The 4759-nt window shown below is 35.3% G+C and carries 4 protein-coding genes; all 4 read left to right on the forward strand.

The window, feature by feature from the left end; all coding sequences use genetic code 11:
• Positions 1 to 998: tyrosine-type recombinase/integrase (locus H4J57_RS19050; protein WP_182243931.1), on the forward strand; the 998-nt coding region annotated here is incomplete at its 5' end.
• Positions 999 to 1398: 400 nt separating this feature from the next.
• Positions 1399 to 2205: a helix-turn-helix transcriptional regulator gene (locus H4J57_RS19055; protein ID WP_182243932.1), complete on the forward strand. Its 807-nt coding sequence runs from the start codon at positions 1399 to 1401 to the stop codon at positions 2203 to 2205.
• An 89-nt stretch (positions 2206 to 2294) separates the two neighbouring features.
• Positions 2295 to 2852 carry a YbhB/YbcL family Raf kinase inhibitor-like protein gene (locus H4J57_RS19060; RefSeq protein WP_182243933.1) on the forward strand — a complete coding sequence of 186 codons (558 nt, stop codon included), beginning with the start codon at positions 2295 to 2297 and terminating at the stop codon, positions 2850 to 2852.
• Between the two features lie 622 nt (positions 2853 to 3474).
• Positions 3475 to 3927, forward strand: a complete 453-nt coding sequence (locus H4J57_RS19065) for a hypothetical protein (protein WP_182243934.1) — start codon at positions 3475 to 3477, stop codon at positions 3925 to 3927.
• Positions 3928 to 4759 lie beyond the last annotated feature (832 nt).

A 4759-nucleotide genomic window follows, 5' to 3' on the forward strand; every position in this document is an offset into this window, starting at 1 on the left:
GAAAACAGGTTAATTACCGATTAGGTGTTGATGGTCAAATGACACCTGCTCAAGCAAGAGATTTAGCAAAAAGTAAAATTGCCGACGTTACTCAAGGTGTAGATGTTCAAGCGTTAAGAAAACAAAAACGTACTAGTACCAAATATTCCAAATTCTCTACACTCCAATACTTCTTAGATGAAAAGTACACACCTTGGCTAAAATCACGCAATCCTAAAACAGCCGAAAAAACAGTGAAATCGTTTAAATCGTCATTTCCTAAGTTAATGGACTTTCAATTATCCGACATTAACGCGTGGGAGATCGAGAAATGGAGAAATAAGCGTTTAGCTGATGGTGTTAAGCCTGCAACAACTAATCGCCAAATAAACACGATTAAGGGCTGTTTAAGTCGAGCGGTTGAATGGGGTGTTATTGATAGTCATGATTTACGTAAGGTTAAAACACTAACCGTTGATAACTCAAAAGTACGTTATTTGTTTAAAGATGAGGAAAGTAGGTTACGTGAAAGTCTTAAAGCATGTGATACAGCGTTTTTAGAAGTCATCGTTTTACTTGCTATGAATACAGGTATGCGTAAAGGTGAGCTGTTGTTATTAAAATGGCATGACATTAATTTTGATAATAAAATTCTGACAGTAGATTTTCAAAACGCTAAGTCTGGTAATACTCGTCATTTACCGCTCAATACAGAGGCGTTTAATCAGCTTAACCAGTGGCAAGAACTAACGGGTAACGAAGGTTATGTATTTAAAGGTAAAAATGAACAACCGTTAAAAGACTTTCCGTCTGCTTGGACTAAGTTATTAGATGAGTCTAATATTACCAAATTTCGTTTTTATGATTTGCGTCACCACTTTGCCAGTAAGCTAGTGATGGCAAGTGTCGATTTAAACACAGTTCGAGAATTATTAGGTCACAGTGATTTAAAAATGACATTGCGCTACGCACATTTAGCACCAGAGCATAAAGCGGCGGCGGTTAACTTGATTGGCTAATGATCACAAAGTGCGCATTGCTGACGTTAGTTAGTGGTTGTTCTTTAGGTCGATAATTAGCCATAAGCTGACCTTAGCCTTTAAGTTACTAACGTCAGTCAGAGCCTAGAGCGTTAATTAGCATGCTTTCCTGATATGTTCCCTTTGTGCACATTGAGACATTAGGATTAAAAATTTTGCCATATATTTTCTAATCACTCACTTTTTTTTTGATAGATAGCTTATTAAATATATTGGCTTACGTAGCTCCATAAACAAAGTTGAATAGGTTGAAACTTACTGGTAACTTATTAAAATATTATTAAAAACGTGTGTATGAATGAATTATATCGAAACAATCTACGGTTTAATTCGAAATGATCACTTATCCCTCAGTTAGACTCTATATGTATAGGAAACTATGGCGAATCTGCTTAGTACAATTAAGAATACACTCCTTGAAAAGCATGAACTACCTTTTGCGGTCTACACTTCTATCACAGAGCAAAAACTGTTAAATGTTCCTATTGCGAAACCATTATTAATTGTTGTTCTAAATGGTACTAAAGAATTAGGTATTGATAATGAGTTAACTTGTCATTCAGGAGATTTTATCTTTTTATCAGACAGCCCTGCGATAAATATGCGCAACATCCCTAAAGACAAAGAGTATTTTGCTCTGTTAATTGAATTTGATTTTCAAGACTTCAATGGCCTCCAAATAAATGCTTCTAATAAAAAAGATTACTTTATTGGTAAAACAACATCAACTTTAGAAAAATGTTTACAACAATTTGTTGAAATATCTCTGTGGGCACCAAAAAAGATGTGGTCTTTACGAAAAAGAGAAATTATATCGTTATTGTGTCACATGGGTCATAGAGAAGTTTTATCTCTACTAGCTAGCCCTCAAATAAAAGATCAACTGCATGAGATGTTCATTGAGCAGGGCTTTTATGAATTAACAATGGAACAAATTTGTGACCAGCTAGCGATGAGTGAATCTACACTGCGCCGAAAACTGAAATTAGAAGGTACAAGTGTTCAAGAGATTAAAGATCAAGCAAGGCTGGGTCTGGCTTTACACCTTCTGCAAACTACACAAAATTCAATCAATTTGATTGCAGATAAATGTGGTTATCAATCTCAGTCACGATTTACTGAACGCTTTAAGATACGTTTTGGTTTAACACCTTCTGAGCTTCGAAAAACTAAAATGACCGATTAGGGCGAAAGTGTGATTGTTTTAGTACTAAATTTTCGAGAAAGAAGTCATTAAGATAAACATTCAATTAATTAACACTCATTAGGATTATTATGCGTCATACATCCAAATTTTTATCAATTTTATTACTGAGCATTTCGGCACATTCATTCGCAGACCCTCTTACATTATCCAGTAAAGATATTGAACAAGGGAAGTTTATGGCTAAAGCACAAGAATACGGTGGTTTTGGCTGTTCAGGTGGCGATTTGTCGCCACACCTTAAATGGGCTAATGCACCCAAAGGAACAAAAAGTTTCGCTATAACGGTCTATGATCCTGATGCTCCAACAGGTAGTGGCTGGTGGCATTGGCAAGTTGTGAATATTCCTGTGAATGTGATGGAAATAGCAACGGGTGCGGGAGATACAAAAACTAACCTAGCTCCAGTAGGTAGTACTCAGATAAGTAATGATTATGGTAGTCGAGGTTTTGGCGGCGCCTGTCCACCAGAAGGACATGGGGTACATCACTACCGTTTCACATTACATGCACTTTCTGTAGAAAAACTTGAATTACCAAAAGATGCTTCAGGAGCATTAACGGGTTATATGATAAATGCTAATACAATTGAAGCAAGCACTATTCAAGCGTTGTACAAACGAGATTAGTCTTAATTAATCAGGGGCTAAAAACGATTATCTTTCGCCCCTGATTATTTAAACCAATTTCATTTACTTATTAACCGGGTGTTATTGGTATAAAATCTAATGAGAATTCAATGCAAGACACACATCGCTAATGTCATCAAAGTGACAAAATTTGGCGTGCCTCACAAAAAACGTTAAGGCTGCTATGTCGGATCACTTGTCGTTAGATAAGCCAAGGCTAAAAGTCCGCTATCGTATCTTTGTTGACATGAATCTGCCTAATTTTGAGGACTAATTTAGGTCAGGAATATGGCAAAAGTAATCATAAACCGACTACCCCAATACAGTTCATTTAAAACGACTCTGACCCCTTTTATTTCACTTTATACATAAGCGGTGGTAAGTCAATTCCTGCTGAAAACCTTCCTTTCAAACGATAGCCTTTACTAATATCCCTTTAAATATAGTTAGATTAACACCGCGTTGTAACTAAATAACGTAAAAAAAGAACAAAACACAGCGAAATACAAATATAATCACAAAATAGTAGTTTTATTACGAAATTTATTTACATTAGAGTTTTAGCTCTATACACTCGTCGGCAATTAAAGCATTCCAAACTTTTTAAATTTCTGAGGTACTTATGAAAACTTTACTTATACCAGCACTTACTGCCATTGTTTCTTTAAACACATTTGCGACAACGTCTAATGTAAAGTTTATCGCAACTGACTATTCAGCTGAAACTCAAGTTTGTCTAGCTGCAGCGCAAAATGGCTTAACTTCAGCAGAAGATAAAGCCAAAGAATTAGGTATTAACTATAGTGGCCTTCAATACATTATCCAATGTAACGGTAAATCATTAATTCAGTTTTCAAAAACGCCTAAAAAAGTAGCTAAAATTGCAGAAATAGAATTAGTTGTAACAAAGCCACAATATAAATTTGTTACAACAAATAAAAATAAGGCGTCAAAAATTTGTGCAGATGCGGCGATTAATGGCTTTAACTTCGTTAATGAAAATTACAGTGATGTTAGATACGTAGTTTGTAATGGCCAAAACATAGTTCGCTTTGCTAAAAAATACAAAAGCTAATTTGTTTATTTTTTAAATGTGTAATATCGGTTTTGACTTTTATTAACACGTAGTTTGATTGATTCCCCAACCAATTAAACCTTTCGCCTCGCAATTTGCGGGGCTTTTTTTTGTTTAATATTCGTAACCAATAGAAGCATGTTCCACTTAATATAAAAGCAAGTTACTTTATTAAGTGGCTTGGTAGAACTATAAGCTATTCAAGTGGGACCAATTACAGTTGGCAGGTACCGCTCCGCTTCACATTTTAGCCAGCTACAATTTCCCCCTTTACAGGGCGTTAGGCATACATTCGAATGAAGTATTTTTGAGCACTCCAAATGGATCAATTTAAAATATAAGATGGTAGAACTTCTCAAGCTCGGCGCTATAGAGCATTAATTGCATATACTTCTTTGATTATTGCTAGTTTATTAATTTTATTAGCAGGACATGAGGTTATAAATTATTTTGGTTTTAACTTAGATACTAGAATTCGTGATGTAAGTGGTTGGAAAACTTTTGCTGTTTTCATAAGTATGTTACCTATAGTAGCGTTCATAATATGGCTTACATTAATCACCATTCAAAAATTATGCTTAAAATTAAATGTTTAGGCTGGTGGTTAACAGTATGCCTAACAAGAACTTCAAGAAGGACAAAATAAAGTTGGCTGTTTTGTTCACTCCGTTCACCTATTTTAGCCAACTCTATTTTGCCCCTTAAGTGGGCGTTAGCTTGCAATGGAGTTTTGATGAAGCATCGAGTTACGGGTTTTGATCTTGCTAGAGCGTTTGCAATTTTCGGGATGGTTATTGTTAATTTTAAAATAGCTATGAATGCTGATACGGGC

This window comes from Colwellia sp. BRX8-7, assembly GCF_014077275.1.
Taxonomy (GTDB): Bacteria; Pseudomonadota; Gammaproteobacteria; order Enterobacterales; family Alteromonadaceae; genus Colwellia_A.

What these genes read in the sequence shown, in the direction of transcription:
- H4J57_RS19055 (WP_182243932.1), top strand. Translation starts at nt 1,399, where the DNA reads ATGGCGAATCTGCTTAGTACAATTAAGAATACACTCCTTGAAAAGCAT.
- H4J57_RS19060 (WP_182243933.1), top strand. Translation starts at nt 2,295, where the DNA reads ATGCGTCATACATCCAAATTTTTATCAATTTTATTACTGAGCATTTCG.
- H4J57_RS19065 (WP_182243934.1), top strand. Translation starts at nt 3,475, where the DNA reads ATGAAAACTTTACTTATACCAGCACTTACTGCCATTGTTTCTTTAAAC.